The organism is Pseudofrankia coriaricola (assembly GCF_032027725.1).
In the GTDB taxonomy this organism is placed as follows: Bacteria; Actinomycetota; Actinomycetes; order Frankiales; family Frankiaceae; genus Pseudofrankia.
The window spans coordinates 1-18,912 of the sequence record NZ_JASNFO010000053.1; the positions used below are offsets into that span (position 1 = coordinate 1).

At 71.4% G+C, this 18,912-nt stretch carries 21 protein-coding genes; 16 read left to right on the forward strand and 5 right to left on the reverse strand.

Annotation, left to right across the window (positions count from 1 at the left end):
- From QOZ89_RS27160 to QOZ89_RS27175, 4 genes are all read left to right on the forward strand, one after another.
- Positions 1–249: amidohydrolase family protein (locus QOZ89_RS27160; RefSeq protein WP_312626150.1), on the forward strand; the 249-nt coding region annotated here is incomplete at its 5' end.
- Positions 246–1,439 carry a thiolase C-terminal domain-containing protein gene (locus QOZ89_RS27165; protein ID WP_071047586.1) on the forward strand — a complete coding sequence of 398 codons (1,194 nt, stop codon included), beginning with the start codon at positions 246–248 and terminating at the stop codon, positions 1,437–1,439. The genes QOZ89_RS27160 and QOZ89_RS27165, both read left to right, overlap by 4 nt.
- Positions 1,439–1,885: a Zn-ribbon domain-containing OB-fold protein gene (locus QOZ89_RS27170; protein WP_071047585.1), complete on the forward strand. Its 447-nt coding sequence runs from the start codon at positions 1,439–1,441 to the stop codon at positions 1,883–1,885. Before QOZ89_RS27165 ends, QOZ89_RS27170 begins: the two co-directional genes overlap by 1 nt.
- 51 nt (positions 1,886–1,936) lie before the next feature.
- Positions 1,937–2,731 carry an alpha/beta fold hydrolase gene (locus QOZ89_RS27175; RefSeq protein WP_071047584.1) on the forward strand — a complete coding sequence of 265 codons (795 nt, stop codon included), beginning with the start codon at positions 1,937–1,939 and terminating at the stop codon, positions 2,729–2,731.
- 208 nt (positions 2,732–2,939) lie between these two features.
- Here QOZ89_RS27175 and QOZ89_RS27180 read toward each other — a convergent pair whose 3' ends face one another.
- The 4 genes from QOZ89_RS27180 to QOZ89_RS27195 all read right to left on the reverse strand — a co-directional run bounded on the left by QOZ89_RS27180 (position 2,940) and on the right by QOZ89_RS27195 (position 7,419).
- The gene (locus QOZ89_RS27180; RefSeq protein WP_241841575.1) at positions 2,940–3,923 is read right to left on the reverse strand and encodes a ferredoxin family protein; all 984 of its coding nucleotides are present in this window, start codon (positions 3,921–3,923) and stop codon (positions 2,940–2,942) included.
- 16 nt (positions 3,924–3,939) lie between these two features.
- Complete coding sequence (locus QOZ89_RS27185; protein ID WP_312626160.1) at positions 3,940–5,034, reverse strand: TIGR03619 family F420-dependent LLM class oxidoreductase; 1,095 nt, start codon at positions 5,032–5,034, stop codon at positions 3,940–3,942.
- Complete coding sequence (locus QOZ89_RS27190; RefSeq protein WP_071047582.1) at positions 5,031–6,536, reverse strand: aldehyde dehydrogenase; 1,506 nt, start codon at positions 6,534–6,536, stop codon at positions 5,031–5,033. The genes QOZ89_RS27185 and QOZ89_RS27190 overlap by 4 nt, the downstream gene beginning before the upstream one ends.
- Before the next feature lie 121 nt (positions 6,537–6,657).
- Positions 6,658–7,419 carry an SDR family NAD(P)-dependent oxidoreductase gene (locus QOZ89_RS27195; RefSeq protein WP_071047581.1) on the reverse strand — a complete coding sequence of 254 codons (762 nt, stop codon included), beginning with the start codon at positions 7,417–7,419 and terminating at the stop codon, positions 6,658–6,660.
- Positions 7,420–7,683: 264 nt separating this feature from the next.
- Here QOZ89_RS27195 and QOZ89_RS27200 point away from each other — a divergent pair, with 264 nt between their 5' ends.
- The 11 genes from QOZ89_RS27200 (at position 7,684) to QOZ89_RS27250 (ending at position 17,082) form a co-directional block, all read left to right on the forward strand.
- Complete coding sequence (locus QOZ89_RS27200; RefSeq protein WP_083418299.1) at positions 7,684–8,679, forward strand: thiamine pyrophosphate-dependent dehydrogenase E1 component subunit alpha; 996 nt, start codon at positions 7,684–7,686, stop codon at positions 8,677–8,679.
- Positions 8,676–9,665: an alpha-ketoacid dehydrogenase subunit beta gene (locus QOZ89_RS27205; RefSeq protein WP_071047579.1), complete on the forward strand. Its 990-nt coding sequence runs from the start codon at positions 8,676–8,678 to the stop codon at positions 9,663–9,665. Before QOZ89_RS27200 ends, QOZ89_RS27205 begins: the two co-directional genes overlap by 4 nt.
- On the forward strand, positions 9,662–9,901 hold the full coding sequence (locus tag QOZ89_RS27210; RefSeq protein WP_071047578.1) for a lipoyl domain-containing protein: 240 nt from the start codon (positions 9,662–9,664) through the stop codon (positions 9,899–9,901). Before QOZ89_RS27205 ends, QOZ89_RS27210 begins: the two co-directional genes overlap by 4 nt.
- A gap of 2 nt (positions 9,902–9,903) precedes the next feature.
- Positions 9,904–10,779: an SDR family NAD(P)-dependent oxidoreductase gene (locus QOZ89_RS27215; protein ID WP_083418298.1), complete on the forward strand. Its 876-nt coding sequence runs from the start codon at positions 9,904–9,906 to the stop codon at positions 10,777–10,779.
- Positions 10,776–11,135, forward strand: a complete 360-nt coding sequence (locus tag QOZ89_RS27220) for a nuclear transport factor 2 family protein (RefSeq protein ID WP_071047576.1) — start codon at positions 10,776–10,778, stop codon at positions 11,133–11,135. Before QOZ89_RS27215 ends, QOZ89_RS27220 begins: the two co-directional genes overlap by 4 nt.
- The gene (locus QOZ89_RS27225; protein ID WP_071047575.1) at positions 11,132–12,607 is read left to right on the forward strand and encodes an amidohydrolase family protein; all 1,476 of its coding nucleotides are present in this window, start codon (positions 11,132–11,134) and stop codon (positions 12,605–12,607) included. Before QOZ89_RS27220 ends, QOZ89_RS27225 begins: the two co-directional genes overlap by 4 nt.
- Positions 12,604–13,782 carry an aromatic ring-hydroxylating oxygenase subunit alpha gene (locus QOZ89_RS27230; protein ID WP_071047574.1) on the forward strand — a complete coding sequence of 393 codons (1,179 nt, stop codon included), beginning with the start codon at positions 12,604–12,606 and terminating at the stop codon, positions 13,780–13,782. Before QOZ89_RS27225 ends, QOZ89_RS27230 begins: the two co-directional genes overlap by 4 nt.
- Positions 13,779–14,600, forward strand: a complete 822-nt coding sequence (locus tag QOZ89_RS27235; RefSeq protein WP_071047573.1) for an SDR family NAD(P)-dependent oxidoreductase — start codon at positions 13,779–13,781, stop codon at positions 14,598–14,600. The genes QOZ89_RS27230 and QOZ89_RS27235 overlap by 4 nt, the downstream gene beginning before the upstream one ends.
- 46 nt (positions 14,601–14,646) lie before the next feature.
- A complete protein-coding gene (locus QOZ89_RS27240; protein WP_241841573.1) occupies positions 14,647–15,057 on the forward strand; it encodes a nuclear transport factor 2 family protein in 411 nt (136 codons plus the stop codon).
- Between the two features lie 143 nt (positions 15,058–15,200).
- Positions 15,201–16,442: a cytochrome P450 gene (locus tag QOZ89_RS27245; RefSeq protein ID WP_071047572.1), complete on the forward strand. Its 1,242-nt coding sequence runs from the start codon at positions 15,201–15,203 to the stop codon at positions 16,440–16,442.
- A gap of 199 nt (positions 16,443–16,641) precedes the next feature.
- Positions 16,642–17,082: a cupin domain-containing protein gene (locus QOZ89_RS27250; protein ID WP_083418297.1), complete on the forward strand. Its 441-nt coding sequence runs from the start codon at positions 16,642–16,644 to the stop codon at positions 17,080–17,082.
- Between the two features lie 3 nt (positions 17,083–17,085).
- On the opposite strand, the gene QOZ89_RS27255 is transcribed toward QOZ89_RS27250, so the two are convergent.
- Positions 17,086–17,529, reverse strand: coding sequence for a VOC family protein (locus tag QOZ89_RS27255; RefSeq protein WP_071047571.1), 444 nt, complete (start codon positions 17,527–17,529; stop codon positions 17,086–17,088).
- A 176-nt stretch (positions 17,530–17,705) separates the two neighbouring features.
- Here QOZ89_RS27255 and QOZ89_RS27260 point away from each other — a divergent pair, with 176 nt between their 5' ends.
- Entirely contained in the window at positions 17,706–18,896 is a 1,191-nt protein-coding gene (locus tag QOZ89_RS27260) for a cytochrome P450 (RefSeq protein WP_071047570.1), read from the forward strand.
- Positions 18,897–18,912: the final 16 nt, after the last annotated feature.

An 18,912-nucleotide genomic window follows, 5' to 3' on the forward strand; every position in this document is an offset into this window, starting at 1 on the left:
TTCCGCCGGCAGATCTACGGCTGCTTCTGGTTCGAGGCCGAGAACGCGCGCTACGCCATCGAGCGGCTCGGCCCGGACAACATCCTCTACGAGACCGACTTCCCGCATCCGACAAGCATGTCTCCGGGGCCGGCCAGCACGGCGGTCGCTCCGAACGAGTTCCTGGACCATTCCTTCGGAGACCTGCCCGAGGCGACACTGCGCAAGATCCTGCACGACAACGCCGCGCGCCTCTACCGCGTCCGATGACGGCGACGAACGAGGAGTTCCAGCACCGAGACCGTTGCGCGATCGTCGGGATCGGCGCCACCGACTACTCGCGTGACGCCGGTCGCAGCGACCTGACCCTGGCGACCCAGGCCGCGCTGGCCGCCATCGAGGATGCCGGTCTGACGCCGGGGGACATCGACGGCATCGTCCGTTGCGACATGGACAGCGTCCTGCACAACGACCTGGCCGACTCGCTCGGGATACGCGAACTCACCTACTGGGCCCAGGTGGGGCCGGGGGGAGTGGCGCCGTGCGCCATGGTCGGGCAGGCGGTGGGCGCCATCCTCTCGGGCCAGGCGACGACGGTCCTCGTCTTCCGGGAACTCAGGGGACGGTCGGGGCGCCGGTTCGGGCTGTCCGCGGCGGCCGACGCCAGGGTGGGTGGATGGGGCAGCTACGACGAGTTCTTCGCTCCGTACGGGCTGCTCACTCCCGGGCAGATTTTCGCCCTCATGGCCCAGCGTCACATGATCGAGTACGGCACGAAGAAGGAGGAGATGGGCCACATCGCGCTCACCTGTCGGGCCAGGGCGAACGCGAACCCGGCGGCCCAGATGCACGCTCGCACCCTCACCATGGAGCAGTACCTGTCGGCCCGCCCGATCGCCCGGCCACTCGGGCTGTTCGACTTCTGTCTCGAGACCGACGGGGCCTGCGCCGTGGTGGTGACCAGCGCCGCCCGCGCCCGGGACTGTCGAAAGCCTCCGGTCCTGATCCGGGCGGTCGCTCAGGGCAGCGTGCCCGATCCGCAGCCCGGAATCCAGTTCCCGACCCTGATGCGGAAGTCGATCACCGAGCTGCCGGCGAGTTCGGTCGCTCGCACGTTGTACCGACGGGCGGGCCTCGGCCCGCAGGACGTGGACGTCGCCCAGATCTACGACTGCTTCACGATCACCGTCCTGCTTCAGATCGAGGACTGGGGCTTCTGCAAGAAGGGCGAGGGCGGGCCGTTCGTGGCCGGAGGCGAGATCGATCTCGGGGGCAGCATTCCGATCAACACCGGCGGCGGTCACCTGTCCGAGGGCTACATCCACGGCATGAACCACATCCTCGAGGGGGTCCGCCAGATCCGTGGGGAGTCGACCTCCCAGGTCCCGGGCGCCGAGGTGTGCCTGGTGACCTCGACCCCGCTGCCGCCGGGCAGCGCGCTGATGCTGCGAGCGGCCTGATGGACCGGATCCGACGCACCCACCTCGTCCCGGTCGACGACGATCCCGACACCGGGGGATTCTTCGAAGCGGCCCGGCGCGAGGAACTGGTCATCCGGGTGTGCGCGGGCTGCGGTGCCGTTCTTCACCTGCCGCGCGCCTACTGCCACACCTGTGGAAGCTGGGACGGCCGTTGGCAGCCGGTGGCGGGTTTCGGAACCCTCTACTCGTGGACGGTCGTCGAGCACCAGGTCCACCCGTTGTACCCGGTGCCCTACACGGTGGTCCTCGTCGAGCTCCTGGACGTCCCGTCCGTCCGGTTCGTCGGCCACCTTCCCGGTGCTCCCGCCCTCGTCGCGGGGCAGCGCATGCGGGTCTGGTTCGACGACGCCGTGGGCGTGGTCGTGCCGCAGTGGCAACCGGTCGGCGACCTCGTCCAGCCAAGCACGACGGCCGGCCGCCGCTAGTCAGAACCATCCGAGACAACCATTTCTCGCGTCCCTTTGGAGGCGTCCGACATGCCATTCGCCGACGTTGACGGAGTCAAGCTGTTTTACTCGGACGACGGTGCCGGGGAGATGTCCTTGTTACTGGTGCATGGTCTGGGCGCGGATTCCCACGACTGGATCTTCAACATCCCTGCGCTGGCGGCGTCCCACCGGGTCATCGCTGTCGATCTCCGAGGGCACGGGCACTCTACGGTTCCAACCTCCGGCTATGCCGTCGGCGACTATGTCACGGATCTCGTCCGCCTGATCGATCATCTCGACATCGACCGGGTGGTTGCCGTCGGTCATTCGCTCGGCGGCATGATCGTGGCGCACCTGGCCGTCGAGCATCCCGACCGGGTCCTGGGCGTGGTCGAGGTGGACCCGGCCTACGGCTACGACCCGTCCTGGCCCGCGGGATTCCAACAGGTCGCGGACGCCATCGATGAGCAGGGCTCGGCGGCCGCCGTGCCCGGCCTGGCAGCGTTCTGGACCGCAGAGACTCCGTTGGCCCTGCGCTGCTGGCACGCACGCAAGGTGCTGACCGCCCCCCCGCACATGCTTGCCGACTCGATGCGGCAGTGGGGCCTGCGGCACCCCGCGACCGTCCTGAGCGACGAGGCGAAGACCTGGCTCACCCGTCGGGCCGTTCCTGTGCTGGCGGTCTACGCCGACCCGACCCGGGTCGTCTGGGAGGAAAAGACCTTCACCACGGCGAACAGCCGCGCGGTCGCCTATCCGGGCGCCGGGCACTGGTTGCACCAGGAACGTCCGGAGGCATTCAACGAACTCCTCCTCACCTGGCTCGACAGCGTGCGGCGCTAAAGTCGGTAGCGACGCGAAGGCCAAGCCAAGGAACTCGCCGCAGGTGCCCTTCGAGTTCATAGCTGCCTGACACGCTTCGCTGAAACGGAAGGACCATCTGCGGGGCGGTGCTCGCACCTAACCCAGGGTTTTCGCGAGCCTGGACCGGCTGGTAGACGAGTTCCGCTGTGCTCGCAGCGGGTCGGCACTCAGGGCGACCGCGGCGGGTTCAGCCGCCACCGCCGATGACGAAGGTGCGCAGGGCGAGGTCCGGGGCGCTCTTCGTGGCGTTCTCGGGGGGCTCGCCGCAGATAAGGACCGGAAGGTCGCGGGCGATCGCGACCGTCGCGGTCGCGCGCCCCGGACCGGATGGGCCGTCCCAGGCAAGCTCGACGGCCGCGGAACGGCCATCGGGCGCCACGTCGGTCGTCGCCGAGGTGAGCCGGTGGTCCAGCCAGACCCAGCCGAAGCGTTCGAAAAGCTCACGTTCGGCGACCTGGCCCCACATCCCCAGGGCGGTGGTGCCGCGGTAGTGACCGCGCAGCGGCGGTCTCCCGGCTCGGCGGACGATCGTGTCGAGCACGTCGGTGTCGAGATAACCCCAGGCCAGCCCGTCCGGCAGCGTGAAGCCGGTGGGGGCGAAGCGGTGGCCGCCGGTGTGACTGCAGCGGCGGATGCGCACGTCCGGCCACGCGCCGGCCTCGTCCAGGGCGAGCCGGGTGCCCAGCCGCCCGCAGCAGGCGTCCCGTGCGCCGTGCCCGCAGATCAGCACCTCCGGCGGCGCGGGCCAGCCCCGCCCGTCCGGTGCCTCGACGAGCCGGGCGATCTCGTCGACGACGTTCACCTGGTCGACGACATGGTCGGTGCCGGTGAAGCTGCCCGTGGGAGAACGCCGCCAGATCGTCACGCCCACCCCGGTGCGTACGCCCGCCGTGAGCTGGGCGGGCGAGGCTGACGCCGGCGGCGGCCCGTCGATCGGCGGGCGCACGGCGAGCAGCCGGGCCGGTGGCAGCCCGCGCCGGGCGAGCTCGGCGAAGACCGGCAGCTCGCCTACGTCGCGCGGCCAGGGCGGCGGAGTCTCGACCAGGATGAACAGGTCGCAGCTGAGCGCCGAGCCGATCGGGTCCGCTCCCTGTGCCCGGGTCCAGGGGGCGCACCGGAAGGACGGGGCGAGCCCTGGGGACGTCATTGGCGACGAGGGGCCGACGGTCACGGCGGTCACCTTCCGTTCAGCCGAGCCCGGCCCGGACGGCGGTGTCTCGGGCCGTGGTGTCTCGGGCGGTGGTGTCTCGGACGGTGGTGTCTCGAACGACGGCGCCCTGGGCTCTGGTGCCCGCGAGGGCCGTGGCGGCGAGGCCGCCGCGGTCTTCGGCCCCGCCGTCGCCGGTCATTTCCTGAAACCTACTTACCCACAGGGTGAGGTAGGCCTCCGCCGCGGATGTGTCATCCGGCACTGGCAGCTGGAGGCGCACGTCGGTGACCCCGGCCGCGAGCAGCGCCGGAAGGCCGTCCAGCGTCGCGCCCGGGTCCGGCGTCCCGTCCCGGCCGGGCACGTTCGCGAGCTTGCCGGCGATCCCGAGCTCCAGCGGGTCGCGGCCGAGCGCGGCGACGGCGTCGCGCATCCGGGGGATCGTCTCGACCAGGTCGGCGGCGCGGTCGGACGCCGGCCCCCAGGGGATCCAGCCGGCGCCGAACCGGGCGAGACGGCGCATCGCGCCGGGGTTGACCGTCCCGCTGACCCAGATCGGCACGCCACCCGGCTGGACCGGCTTCGGGTTGAGGTGGATGTTCTCGAAGGACAGCTCGGGGGAGTGGTAGCTGGCCCGGGGTTCCCGCCACAGCAGCTGGCAGACCTCGAGGGTGTGGTCGAGTAGCCGTCCGCGCCGGGAGAACTCCAGCCCGGCGGCCTCGTACTCCTCGCGCTGCCAGCCGATGCCGACGCCGAGGTCGAGCCGGCCGCCGGAGAGCACGTCCAGCGTGGCGGCGCTCTTTGCCAGCACGATCGGCCGGCGCAGCGCGGCGAGCAGGATGCTGTTGGTGAGACGCACCCGCGACGTCATGCCGGCCAGGAACGACATCGTCGTCATCGGCTCGAGGAAGTGGCCGTCCGGCCCGGTCGGCTGCCCGCCGCCGGCCCGGCCGCCGATCTCGGGCCGCGCGTAGTCGTCCATGTGCTCGCCGAAGACGACGTGCTCGCCGGAGAGCACCACCCGGTCGACGCCGGCCCGGTCGGCGGCGACGACCCGGTTGAGCAGCGGTCGCCACGAGCCGGGGTCCGCCGGCGCCAGGGCCAGGTAACGGATCGAGAACTGGGCGGCGCTCACGCGTCGCCGCCCGGCGCGGTCGACGTCGGCGACGCGGCCAGTGACTCGGCCAGCGATACCGGCAGGCCGATGCTGCGGGGCTCCAGGAAGCTCGCGAGCCCCTCCGGTCCGAGCTCACGGCCGAGCCCGGACTGCTTGAATCCGCCGAAGGGCACCAGCGGGAACGGGGGGAAGTCGGCGTTGATGTTCACCGCGCCGGTGCGCAGGCGGCGCGCGACCGCGAGCGCCCGCGCCGGGTCCGCGCTCCAGACGCCGCCCGCGAGCCCGTACGGCGAGTCATTGGCGATCCGGACGGCCTCGTCGGCGTCGTCGAACGGGATGACGCACAGCACCGGGCCGAAGATCTCCTCCCGGGCGATCCGCATCCCGTTGTCGACGTCGCCGAGGATCGTGGGCTCGACGTACCAGCCCTTCGGCGGGTCGGCGGGCCGTCCGCCGCCGGTGACGACCCGCGCGCCGTGCTCCACGGCGTCGCCGATGTAGCCCTCGACGCGGGCGCGCTGCCGCTCGGCGACCAGCGGGCCGATCACCGTCGCCGGGTCGTGCGGGTCGCCGAGCGGGATCGCCGCCGCGGTGACGCCCGCGGCCTCCAGCGCCTCGGCGTAGCGGGACCGGTGCACGAGGATGCGGGTCTGGGCGGCGCAGACCTGGCCGGAACGGTTCATCCCGATGCCGACGACCGTCGGCACGATCGCCGCCACGTCGGTGTCGTCGAGCAGGATGCAGGCGGACTTGCCGCCGAGCTCCAGCGACACTCGTTTGATCTGTTCACCGCACAGGCTCATGATCCGCTTGCCTGCGGCGGTCGAGCCGGTGAAGGCGATCTTGTCGGTGCCGGGGTGGGTGACGAGGCGTTCGCCGACCTGCCGGCCGCCGGGCACCACGTTGACGACGCCGGGCGGGATGCCGGCGTCGCGCAGCGCCTCGGCGAGCACGAACGTGGACAGCGGCGCCTCCGGCGGAGGCTTGATCACCACCGTGCAGCCGGCGGCCAGCGCGGGCGCCGACTTCCAGGCGGCCAGGGTGACGGGCGCGTTCCACGGCACGATCGCGCCGACGACGCCGACCGGCTCCTGGGTGACGAGGCCGGCACGAGGGCCGGCCGTGACGGTCCGCTCGAAGGGGAACGTCGCCGCCAAGCCCGCGTAGTAGTCGAACACCGGCCCCACCAGCCCGGTCTGCGATGCCGGGTTGCTCACCGGGCAGCCGATCTCGTCGACCGTGACGGCGGCGATCTGGCCCGCGCGCTCGGCCAGCAGCTTCGCGGCGCGGGCGAGGACCTCGCCGCGTTCCGCGGGCGTCATCCGCGGCCACGGGCCGTCGTCGAACGCGGCCCGGGCGGCGGCGACCGCCCGGTCGATGTCGCCGCCCGTCGCGAGCGGAACCTCGCCGACGACGTCCTCGCTCGACGGCGAGATGACGCCGAACCGGTCCGGCCCGCTCGGCGCGGCCCAGCCGCCGTCGATGAAGAACGCGTCCCGGTACATCAGTCGCTGGTCCACGCCTGATCGCTTCCCTTCGTCGTCCGCCCGCCGAACACCGGGCCCGCTGAGCACGTCGCCCGCTGAAACGCTGTCTGCCGAACGCCCTGCCCGCCGCCCGGCGCCGCGCCGGGTGGCGCGGTCAGCCGAGCATGTTGATGCCGCCGTCGACGATGATCGTCTGCCCGGTGATGTAGCTGGCGCCCTCCGAGCACAGGAAGCCGACGACCGGGGCCAGGTCGGCCGGGTGGCCGATGCGGCGCAGCGCCGCGTTGCCGAGGCCCTTCTCCAGGACCTCGCGAGGTACCACCTTCAGCGTCGCCTCGGTGTCGATGACGCCCGGAGCGATGGCGTTCACCGTGATGCCGAACGGGCCCAGCTCGCGGGCGAGCGTCTTCGTCATCGTGATGACGGCGGCCTTCGACATCGAGTAGTGCAGCGAGCGGGGAACGGTCGCGTAGACCGAGGCGGAGCTCTGGTTGACGATGCGGCCGAAGCTCTGCCCCTTCATGTGCGGGATCGCCGCCCGGCACATGAAGAACGTGCCGCTGACGTTGATGTCGATCATCCGCTGCCACATGCCGAGGTCGATCTCCTCGGCGATCGCGAAGTCGCGGTTCGCGTAGAGCGCGGCGTTGTTGACGAGGAAGTCGATCGACGAGTGCTCGGCGACGACCCCGTCGACGGCGGCGCGGCAGGCGTCCGCGTCGGAGATGTCCAGGACGAGGGTGCTGGCCGACAACCCGGCCGATAAGAGCTCCTTGGTCATGGTTTCGGCCGCCGGACCGTCGATGTCGGCGACGACGACGTGGGCGCCGCGGCCGGCGAAGTGCCGCGCGTACTCCGACCCGATGCCGTGCGCGGCGCCGGTGATGACGGCCACGCGCCCCGTGAAGTCAGTCATGGGAACCTCTCTCGCTGCCGGCCAGACAGAATGCAAGGGTACCCTTGCATAGAAACCGCCTGCAAGGGATGATGCGTCCCGGCGGGCGACGCGAACCACTGACGCGGCGCGGTCACCGGCCGCGCCGGCCCAGCCCCGCCCGCGACGGATGGCCCGGAGACGGCATCGCCGGGAGCCTGCCTCGCGGCTGGCGGCTCGCGAGTGCCGTCGCTCATGGACCGGGCGGAACCCTGAGCCGTGCACACGGGGAAAGAAGCAGGGTTGATGAACAGAGAGCAGGACCTCGAGGCGTTACGCCGGATGCTGCGAATCCGCCGTTTCGAGGAGGCGGCTATGGACATCGTGCGCAAGGGCCAGGGCATAGCCGGCTCGGTGCACATCTGTATCGGCCAGGAGGCGGCGATCGTCGGATCGTGCCTGGCGCTGCGCGACGACGACTACATCGTCGGCTACCACCGCTCCCACGGCCACCCGATCGCCAAGGGCGCGCCGCTCGGCCCGCTCATGGCGGAACTGATGGGCCGGCGTACCGGCGTCTGCCACGGCAAGGGCGGCTCGATGCACCTCGCCGACTTCGGCGTCGGCAGCCTCGGCGAGACGGCGATCATCGGCGCGGGCATCCCACAGGCCGTCGGCGCCGCGTACAGCGCCCGCGTGCGCGGCACGGACCAGGTGGCGCTCGCGTTCTTCGGCGACGGCGCCGCCAACATCGGGTCGTTCCACGAGGGGCTGAACCTCGCCTCGGTGTGGGGCCTGGGCGTCGTTTTCGTCTGCGAGAACAACCTGTACGCGATGTCGACGGCGCTGGCCGACACGATGGCGAGCGAGAGCATCGCCGCCCGCGCCGCCGCCTACCGGATGCCGGGTGTCGTCGTCGACGGGCAGGATGTCGCCGCCGTGTTCGACGCGGTGGACGCAGCCGTCGAGCGCGGGCGTTCCGGCGGTGGCCCGACCCTCGTCGAGGCGCGGACCTACCGCTACCGTGACCACGCCGAGTACGGAAACATGGACCTCTCCCACCGCCCGCCCGACGAGGTCGAGCACTGGCGGTCGCGCGACCCGGTCGAGCTGTTCCGCGCCCGGCTGCTCGCGGACGGCGTCGCCGAGGACCAGCTCGCGGCGGTCGCGGAATCCGCCGCGGGCGAGGTGCGCGCCGCGGTCGCCTTCGCGAAGAGAAGCCCCCAGCCGGCGCCGGAGGAACTGTTCGAGGACCTCTGGGCGACGCCGCTCGACGCCGCGCCGGCGGAGGCTTCGCGATGAGGACGATGAGCTACCGCGAGGCATTGCGCGAGGCGATGCTCGAGGAGATGCGGCGCGACCCGGCCGTCGTCGTGTTCTGCGAGGACGGCCGGTTCTGGACGATGCCGACGAACGGGTTCGTCGACGAGTTCGGCCCGGACCGGGTGCCGGTCATGCCGATCTCCGAGGAGGGCTTCACCGGCGCCGCGATCGGCGCCGCGATGACGGGTCTGCGCCCGATCGTCGACTACACGATCGCCAACCTGATGTACGTCGCGTGGGACCAGATCGTGAACCACGCCGCGAAGAACCGGTACCTGTTCGGCGGCCAGGCGAGCGTGCCGATCGTGTTCCGCGCCGCGATGAAGTACGCGAACGCGACCGCGGCCCAGCATTCCGACCGGCCCTACCCGCAGCTCATGAACGTCCCCGGGCTGAAGATCGTGGTGCCGACGACGCCGGCGGACGCGCTCGGGCTGCTGAAGTCGGCCATCCGCGACGACGACCCGGTCGTCTTCTTCGAGCCCCTGCGGCTGTGGGGCGTGAAGGGCGAGGTGCCGGACGGCGACCATCTCGTCCCGCTCGGGAAGGCGGCCATCGCCCGCGAGGGGCGGGACGTCACTGTCGTCGCGATCGGCGACGCCGTGCCCGCGGCGCTGAAGGCCGCGGCCGAGCTCGCGAGACAGGGCGTCGAGCTGGAAGTGATCGACCCGCGCACGCTGGTGCCGCTGGACAAGGGGGCGATCCTGGCCTCGGTCGACAAGACCGGCCGGCTCGTCATCGCCGACCCGGCGCACAAGACCTGCGGGGCGGCGGCCGAGATCGCGGCCATCGTCGCCGAGGATGGTTTCTCCTCGCTGCGCGCCCCGATCGCCAGGGTCGTCGCCCCGGACGTCCACCCGCCGTTCAGCCCCGCGCTCGAACGGCTCATGTACCCGACGCCGGAGCGGATCGCCGCCGCCGCGACCGCGCTCGTCGGCTCGCCGAAGGAGCTCGCCGTCCCATGACCACCGAGGTGAACCTGCCCCAGTTCGGGATGGGGATGACCGAGGGCACCGTCCTGCAGTGGTTCAAGAACGAGGGCGACCCGGTCGAGGAGGACGAGGAGATCGCCGAGATCGAGGCCGAGAAGACCACCGTCGTCGTGGTCGCGCCGGCGACCGGCGTCCTGTCCCGGATCCTCGTCCAGCCCGAGGAGACCGTTCCCGTCTTCACCCCGCTCGCGCTGATCGAAGGTGACTGACCGTGACTGTTCTGGAGGAGTCGGGGAACGCGGCGGAGCCCGGCCGCGGGCGGGTCGCCGGCAAGGTGGCGATCGTGACGGGCGCAGGCCAGGTGCCGGGGCCGGGCGTCGGCACCGGCAAGGCGACCGCGCTGCTGCTCGCCCGGCACGGCGCCGCCGTCGTGCTCGTCGACATCACCCCCGACCGCGCCGAGGTGACCCGCAAGGAGATCGAACAGGTCGGCGGCCGTGCCGTCGTCGTCGCAGGCGACGTCACCGTCGCGGCGGACGGCGAGCGCTTCACCCAGGCGGCGCTCGACACGTTCGGCCGGCTGGACATCCTGGTGAACAACGTCGGCGTCTCCCGTCCCGGCAGTGTCCTCGACACGGCCGAGGACACCTGGGACGACCTGCTGCGGATCAATCTGAAGTCCGTCTACCAGGTGTCCCGGTTCGCCATCCCGGCGATGGCCGCCACCGGCGGCGGGTCGATCGTCAACATCTCCTCGATTGGCGCGCTGCGCGCGATCGGGTTCGCCGCCTACTCCGCGGCGAAGGGCGGGATGATCTCGCTGTCCCAGGAGATGGCCGCGGCGCACGGACCGCTGGGCATCCGGGTGAACGTCGTCGTTCCCGGCTCGGTGCAGACGCCGCGCACCCAGGGCGCCGCCGAGAAGCTCGGCCAGGACCTCGGCGAGATCCAGAAGACCGCGGCCTCCGTCCTGCCGCTCGGCGCGGTCACCCACGGCACCGGCTGGGACGTCGCGTACGCGGCGCTGTTCTTCGCCAGCGACGAGTCCAGCTGGATCTCCGGCCAGGTGCTCGCCACCGACGGCGGCGCCAGCGTCACCCTGCCCGCCGTCGCCCTCGCCGGCCTGCGCCGCGGGAGCGGGCAGTGACCCCCGAGGAGCTGTTCACCGAGTGGACGGCGGCCTGGGTCACCCGCGACCCGGCCGAGCGGCTGCGCCACTTCGAGGCCTGCTGCGCCGACGAGGTGGAGTTCGTCCCGCCGGACGAACGGCCGGTCGTGCGCGGGCGCCGCGCCCTCGCCGACCACGTCACCGAGTACACCGCCGCCTGGCCGGACGGGGTGACAGTGGCGCTCGCGGCGCCGCCCGAGAGCCATCACAGCTGGAGCCGGGCCTACGTCCGCTGGATCTTCCCGACCGCCGTCGCGGTCGGCCTCGACATCATCCGCGTCGAGAACGGAAGGATCGCCACCATGCTCGTCTTCGCCGAGGGGGCTCCGCGATGACCGGTCAGTCGACCAGCGCCCGGCGCGTCCGGGCGGACCTCGGCCACGTCATCATCGACGCCGACGCGCACCACGTCGAGATCAGCGTCGCGTTCGCCGACTTCGTGCGGGACAACGGCGGCGGGCACCTGCTCGACGACCCGGCGGTGAAGGCCCTCGGCCTCGCCGACGGGTCCGGCGAGCGCGTGCCGTCGCTCGCCGAGCGCCGCCGGCTGCACCTGTCGGCCCGCCCGGTGTGGTGGACGCCGAGCGACACCCTCGACTACGCGACCGTCGCCATGCCGTCGCTGTACCACGAGCGGCTCGGCGAGGCCGGGATCGACTTCGCCGTCGTCTACCCGTCGCGCGGCATGGTGCTGCTGTCGCTGGAGAACCCCGAGACCCGGGTCGGGCTCGCCCGGCTCTACAACGCCTACGTCGCGCAGGCCTACGCGCCCTACCGGGACCGGCTCGCCCCGGTCGCGGTCATCCCCGCGCACACCCCCGACGAGGGGATCGAGGCGCTGGAGCACGCGGTGTCGCTCGGGCTGCGGGCGGCGCTGATGCCGTCGTTCGTCTGGCGGCCGATCCCGGCGTTCGCCGACGCGCCGCCCGAGTACCGGTCGCGGCTGCAGCGGATCGACAACTTCGGGCTGGACAGCGACCACGACTACGACCCGTTCTGGGCCAAGGCGGTCGAGCTCGGCGTCCCGCTGTCGTGCCATTCGAACGGCTTCAGGTTCACCGGCCATTTCTCGCCGTCCAACTACTCCTACGCCGCCGGGCATTTCGCCGCGGTGGGGGAGGCGACCGCCAAGTCGCTGTTCCTCGGCGGGGTCACGACGAGGTTTCCCGACCTGCGGGTCGCGCTGCTCGAGGGCGGCGTGGCGGGCGGCGTGCGGGTCTACGGCGACCTGGTGTCGCGGTTCGAGAAGCGCGGCAAGGCGGGGCTGGGCCGGCTCGACCCGGCCCGGCTCGACCCGGCGGAGCTTGCCCGGCTGGCGACGAGGCACGCCCCCGAGCTCGCCCACTACCGGCCGGAGCAGCTCGTGCCCGGCGTGTCGGCGGCGGACGGCCAGGTCGACGACTTCGCCGCCAGCGGGGTCACGTCGGTCGAGGAGATCCGGGACGCGTTCGTCCGCGGCTTCTACTGGGGATGCGAGGGCGACGACCCGCTGGTGGGCCTCGCCTACGACAGGCGGGTCAACCCGCTCGGTGCCCAGCTGCGCCCGATGATGGGCTCCGACCTCGGGCACTGGGACGTCCCGTCGTTCACCCACCCGCTCCTCGAGGCCTATGAGCTGGTCGAGGACGGCATTCTCACGCCCGCGCAGTTCGAGGAGTTCACCTGCGTGAACGCGGTGCGGTTCTACGGCGGCACCTCCCCCGAGTTCTTCGCCGGCACCACCGTCGCGGCGGACGCCGAACGGATCCAGGTGGCTGACCGGGCCGCCGGCGAGCCAGGAGCGAGGGAACTGGAGCGGACCGCATGAACGCACAGATGCAGCGCGAGTTAGGCCGGCGGACCCTGGATCTGATCGACCGGCGGACGACCGACCTGGCCGAGCACACCATGGAGGAGCCGCTGGACGGCTACCGGTCGTCCGAGCAGTTCGAGCTGGAGCGCCGGATCGTCTTCAACCGCTACCCGATGTTCGTCGGCCTCACCCGCGACCTGCCCGAGCCGGGGTCGTGGATGACGTTCGACGCGACCGGCACGCCGATGCTGCTCACCCGCGACGCGTCGGGCCGGGTGCGGGCGTTTCTCAACATGTGCCAGCACCGTGGCGTGCGGGTCGTCGAGCCGGGGTGCGGGACGGGCGCCCGCCGGTTCACCTGCCCGTTCCACGCGTGGGTGTACGACCTGGAGGGCCGGCTCGTCGGCCTGCCGGGCGCCGAGGGGTTCTCCGACATGCGCCGCGAGGACCGGGGGCTGATCGAGCTGCCCGCCGAGGAACGCCACGGCATGATCTTCGCGTCGGCCAACCCCGACGCGCCGTTCTCGGTGGACGAGTACCTCGCCGGCCTCGGCGAGCAGTTCGCCTCGTTCGGCTTCGGGACCTGGCACGCGATAGCCGCGACCCATCCGCACCCGGTGGCGACGAACTGGAAGGTCGTCTGGGGCACCCACTGCGAGACCTACCACTTCGCCCACCTGCACCGCGAGACCGCTCGGCCGCTCGTCTACAGCAACACCTCGATCGCCGACTTCTACGGCGAGCACGCACTGATGACCTCGACGATGCGCACCGTCGACAGGCTGCGCGAGGTGCCGGAGGAGGACTGGCGGCCGGTCGACGACGGCCAGATCAACCTCAACTACCGGCTCTTCCCGAACCTGAGCTTCTCGGTCGTCGGCGACCGGCTGGAGATCTTCACGATCTACCCGGGCCAGGGCCTGCACGAGACGGTGGCGCTGCACTACGCCTACCGCCGCGAGCTTCCCGACTCGCCCCAGGAGGCGAAGGAGCTGGAGGAGGCGGTCCGCTGGGCGTGCCAGACGGTCGTCGACAAGGAGGACTACGAGATGGCGACGCGGGCCGGCCTCGGGCTGCGCTCGCCGTTCGTCCCGAAGACGCTGGTGTTCGGCCGCAACGAGCCAGTGATGCAGCACATGGCGCGCACGCTGCGTCAGGTCCTGGGATCGGCCGGGGAGCAGCCGGTATGACCGGGACCGAGGAACCGACCGGTGCGGCCCACGCCGTCGGCGGTTCGACCGGCCCGCTCGCCGGACGGGTAGCCCTGGTGACGGGAGCGGCGCAGGGGGCCGGGCGTGGGTATGCCCGCGCCCTGGCGTCCGCGGGCGCCTGCGTCGTCGTCGCCGACCGGTTCGCCGATGCGGGGGAGGAGACGGTCGGCCTCATCGAGAAGGACGGTGGGACCGCCCGGTTCTGCCATCTCGACGTCACGGACGAGGCCAGCGCCCAGGGCGCGGTCGCGTTCGCCATGGCGGAGTTCGGCCGGCTCGACGTGCTGGTGAACAACCCGAACCGTTACCGGGACACGACGTACACGCCGCTCGCCCAGATGACGACCGAGCACTGGGACACGACGATGGCGGTGATGGTGCGCGGGACGTTTCTCCTCTGCAAGGCCGCCGTCCCGGAGCTCGCCAGGTCGCCGTGCCCGGCGATCGTCAACCACACCTCGTCGGCCGCCTACGGCGTGCGCAACTGGCTCGACTACGGGACGGCCCGCGGCGCGGTCATCGCGATGACGAAGTCGCTGGCCAAGGAGCTGGCCTCGCTGGGAATCCGGGTCAACGCCCTGTCGGTCGGCTCGATGGCGGCCGAGGCGATCGCGCTTGGTGTGCTGGAACGCGAGGAGCAGATGACGGGTACCCCGGAGTTCCGCATGCAGCTCATCGGGCGGGTCGCCACGGAGGACGACGTGGCCGGCCCGGTGGTGTTCCTCGCCAGCGACGCCTCCCGATACATGACCGGCCAGACCATCTCCTACGACGGCGGCAAGTTCTTCCTCGGTTAGGACGGGAGGCCGCCAAGCCGGCGCCGAGGACGGAGGGGGTACTTCTGTGGGGCTGACGGCGGCGCAGGTGATGGAGACGCTCGCGGCGTCCTGGAAACCGGACGCGATGAGCGACCCCGCGACGGCCGAGCGCTGGGCGACGCTGTTCGCGGACGACATCGTGCTGGTGGAGCCGGCGTCGCTGCCGCACGGCGGCGTCCACGAAGGGCTCGACGCGTTCCGCGCCGTCCAGACGGGCATGCGCGAGCACTGGGAGCAGCGCATCGAGGGAACCGAGTACTGGCGGTGCGCGGAGGACCTTTACGCGCTGCGGATCGTCATCCGGTGGACGGCGCGGGCCACCGGCCGATCGGTCGTCCTCCCGATGATCGACCTGATCCGGATCCGCGGCGGCCAGATCGTCGAGGTCGAGGCCTTCGTCCACGACACGAAGGCCCTGCTAGGCACGCTGGGATAGCGCCGCCGCCACGCCCCGTGGCCATCCCCGGCGCCTCATGTGCTGGGCGAACGCTAAACGAGCGCTCACTTATTGCTATTCTTCTCGCGGAATGGCCGAGGACCCGTTGGTAGTCCAGGCCACTGACGTTCGTGAGGTGGGAGATGGACGTGACGGCGACGCCGCCTGGCCCGGCCGAGGCCGCGATCGACGACGAGTGGGTCGAGCACCACTTCGACCACCAGTCGGCCGCGTTGGCCCAGGACTTCCACCCGACGCTGGCGCGCGCCCGGTCGCGCTGCCCCGTCGCGCATAGCGACCAGCACGGCGGCTTCTGGGTGGCCACCGGCTACGAGCAGGTGCTCGGCGTCGCCCAGGATTGGGAGACCTTCAGCTCCGCCGACGGCATCACGATCGCGGCGACGGAAAGGCACACGATCCTTCCGGTCACGATCGACCCGCCGCTGCAGCGCGAGTTCCGCCGCGTCATCAACCCCTCCTTCCGGCCCGTCGTCGTCGCCGAATGGGAGAAGCAGACCCGCGACCTGGTGAACCGGCTGATCGACGGTTTCATCGAACGCGGCGAGTGCGACTTCATCGCCGAGTTCGCCCGGCCGCTGCCGGGGCTGGCCTTCTTCGACTTCGCCCTGCACGCGCCGAAGGAGGACCTCGCCCAGGTCAACGAATGGGCGATCACGACCGCGCAGCCCGTCCCCGAGGCACGCGAGTGCATCTTCAAGCTCGCCGGCTGGATCGCCGAACGCATCGCCGAGCGGCGCCAGACAGGACCGCGCGGCGACGTGATCGACGCGGTGCTCGCCGCCGAGATCGAGGGCCGGCCGATCACCGACGCGGAGGCGATCGGCACCATCCACCTGCTCATTCTCGGTGGTCTCGACACGACGGCCGGCGCACTCGGCATGTCGATGCTGCGTTTCTGCGAGCACCCCGAGATTCCGGAGCTGCTGCGTGCCCGGCCGGAGCTGATCCCGAACGGGGTGGAGGAGCTGCTGCGCCTCGACAGCTCGTTCATCTCGGTCGCGCGCACCGCCCGGCACGACACCGAGGTGAACGGCCAGCAGATCAAGGCGGGCGAGCAGATCCTGCTGTACTGGGCCGCGGCCAACCATGACGAGAACGAGTTCGAGGACCCGGAGACGTTCGACGCCGAGCGGCCCCGCAACCGGCACATCGCCTTCGGCGCCGGCCCGCACCGTTGCGCCGGCTCGAACCTCGCCCGGATGAACCTGCGCATCGCCGTCGAGGAGCTCGTCAACCGCCTGCACGACATTCGGCTGGCGCCCGGCGCCGAGGTCGAGTTCCACTCGACCTACAACCGTGCCCCCCTCACCGTGCCCATCACCTTCACGCCGGGTGCCCGGCTGTCGCCCGCGGAGCCCGAGTAGGCAGGGCTCCGGTCGGCTCCGTCGGGCGCCGGGCCGCCGGGCCGCCCGGCCGCCCGGCGGCGCGGCGGCGCGGTGAGCGATCAGTTGCCCGCGGCGGAGGGCGGGGCAAGACTTCCCTTGCGCCCGCTGGGCGAGAGCACTGTGACCCAGGTTCGGCCACCGTGTGGTCGCGGCTGGGGCCGTGGGAGGTGGATGCGGCGTGAGTGAAGCGTCCGAGGAGCGTGCCGGGCACCCGAACGAGGGCGTGCCGGGGGATGGCGCGCGGATGTTCTTCTACGACTCGAACACATTGCCGTACCGGAGCAACCAGGAACTCTCCGAATGGTTGCCGGAAGAGCAGCGGGAGGTCTTCCTCGACGCCGTCGGGCGCGACATGCTCTCGACGACGATCCTGCTGTCGCCGACCATGACGGTCGTCCGGTCACGGGTCGGTCCCGGTGCCCAGGTTCGGCCGCACCGGCACGGCACGCACCAGATCACCTATGTGCTGTCCGGCGAGCTCCGTTACGGAAGGCGGGTCACCCGGGCGGGCCAGGGTGTTTTCACGCCGAACCAGAAGTACACCTGGGTCGCCGGCCCGGAAGGCGCCGAATGGATCGAGATCCACGACGGCACCCCCAAGCCGTACGACCTGGACTGAGTCTTACTCGCGGAGGCGGGCGGCGTAGTCGTCGCGGCCGGCGGCGTCGATGAGTTCCAGGCGGAAGCCGTCGGCGCGGACCAGGTAGGCGAAGAGGGTGGGGCGGCCGTTCTCGTCCGGCTTCGTCATTTCGAGGCGCCAGCCTTCGCTTGTAAGGCGAATGACGTCGGCCGCCAGGTCGTCGGTCCAGTAGGCGAAATGGTGCAGCCGCGGCCCGGCGGTCTCCCAGATGGTGCCGGGTTCTCCCTTGATGAGGTCCACGTGGATGGGGCCCTGTCGGGAGATACAGGACGTCGGCCGGGGCTGCGGGACGTCGTCGACGGTGTGGAACAGGCCCTCGCCGGCGGTGGGCGCGGTCCAGGTGACGCCGAGGGCCCGCGTGAGATCCCGCATCGAGGCGCCGAGATCGTTGGTGGTGATGCCGATGTGGAAGGGCACCGCGTCCATGACCGCTCCCAACTGAGACCTGCGCCAGCCACGGCGCGCCGCCGTCCCGGGTATGGGCGGCCGCAGGCCGCCGTCGGCTGCCGTCACGGTGGGCGTTGACCGCGCCGAAACGTCGACGTTATTTTTCCTCCCATTGAATGCAAGAGTACCCTTGCATCTCTGTTTGGGAGGCCTGGATGGCGCCGTACCCGACCTCGACGTTCGACCACCTGTCACCGGCGGTCGCCGGCCCGGCGTACTGGGACGCGGTCCGGGAGCTTGCCGGGCTTGGCCCTCTGACCTGGGTCGAAAGCGGTCACGGCTACTGGGCGGCGACCTCATGCGACCTGGTGCTGCGCATCGCGCAGGACTGGGAGACGTTCACCTCTACCGAGGGTGTGTCGATCACCCGTCCGGGGTTCGACCTGATGCCGCGGCTGGTCCCTATCGAGCTGGACCCGCCACGCCAGCGCGCCTATCGCCGCCAGGTGAACCCGCACCTGACGGTGACGTCCCTCGCCCATCTGGAAGACCCGATCAGGAGCGTGGCCGACGAGCTGATCGACACCTTCGTGGACGCGGGGGAATGCGACCTCGCGGTGGACTTCGCCCGCAAGCTGCCGGGCACCATCCTGTTCCGGTTGCTGTTCCACGCGACCGACGAGGACTTCCGCGCCGTCGAACCCGCCGCGCGCGCCATCAGCTTCGAGTCCGACCCCCAGAAGACGGCCGCGGGCGCGGCGACGTTGCGGGCCTGGGCCGCCGGCGTCTTCGAGAGCCGGAAGAACGGCCAGGCGAAGCGCGACGACGTGGTCAGCGCCGTCCAATGCCTGAACGACTCGGGTGAGACGTTCGTCGACCACGAGTTCCTGTCGGGCCTGCAGCTGCTCATCCAGGGCGGGATCGGCACGTCGGCGAGCGCCATCGGCGCGACCATGCGGATCCTCGCCGAGAACCCGCGTCTGCAGGCGGCGGTCCGCGCCGACCTCTCGCTGGTGCCGGCGCTGGTGGAGGAATGCCTGCGGCTGGAGACCCCGCTCCCGCTGATGTTCCGCACGGCGACCAGAGACGTCGAGATCCTCGGCCGGCCCATCAGGAAGGGCGACAAGGTCGGCCTGTTCTTCGGCGCGGCAAACCGTGACCCCGAGGTCTTCGAACGACCGGACGAGGTCGTTCTCCACCGGCCGCGCAACCGGCATCTGACGTTCGGCGCCGGGCCGCACCGCTGCGTCGGCTCGAACCTCGCCCGGCTGCAGGTCCGGGTGGCGATCCGCCGGCTGCTGGAAAGGCTCGGCCCGTTCCGCGTCCCCGGCGGCGCCGAGATCACCTACTTCAGCCTGCAGGCCCGGGGGCCGGCATCCATCCCGCTCGTGTTCGAGCCCGCGTGACGCGCGACCATTTGTG